Genomic DNA, 337 nt, shown 5'->3' with positions numbered 1-337 from the left:
TCCTTACCGTTAATAACGGTGCAACAATCAATGCCAATTCGTTTATCTGGGTTACTCTCGCCCCTGGCGCCACAGGCGTTTTAAATATTGGTGGTGCGCAAGGTGAGGCTGAACAGCCTGCAGGTTCGATTAATACGCCATTTATTCATTTGGGAGCCGCAGATGCTTCCTCCTCGTCGGTAGTAAACTTTAATCACTCCAGTGCCGATTTTGTTCTGGCCTCACCTATCCAGGGAAATGGTCAGGTTAACCAGGTAGGTTCCGGGACAACCACATTATCCGGCTCGAATAACTATGCCGGTAATACCTATATAACCAAAGGCAGCCTACGCGCAGG

1 protein-coding gene is annotated in these 337 nt (G+C 49.0%); it reads left to right on the top strand.

The genetic code is table 11. The features are described 5' to 3' along the window. A partial coding sequence (locus A7Z29_RS23135; protein ID WP_353620302.1) for an autotransporter-associated beta strand repeat-containing protein occupies positions 1-337 on the top strand: 337 nt, incomplete at both ends.

The sequence above is a fragment of the Escherichia sp. MOD1-EC6842 genome (genome assembly GCF_002965705.1).
Taxonomy (GTDB): domain Bacteria; phylum Pseudomonadota; class Gammaproteobacteria; order Enterobacterales; family Enterobacteriaceae; genus Escherichia; species Escherichia ruysiae.
Note: the sequence above shows the minus strand (reverse complement) of the source record. Positions and strands in the feature narration are given on the sequence as shown.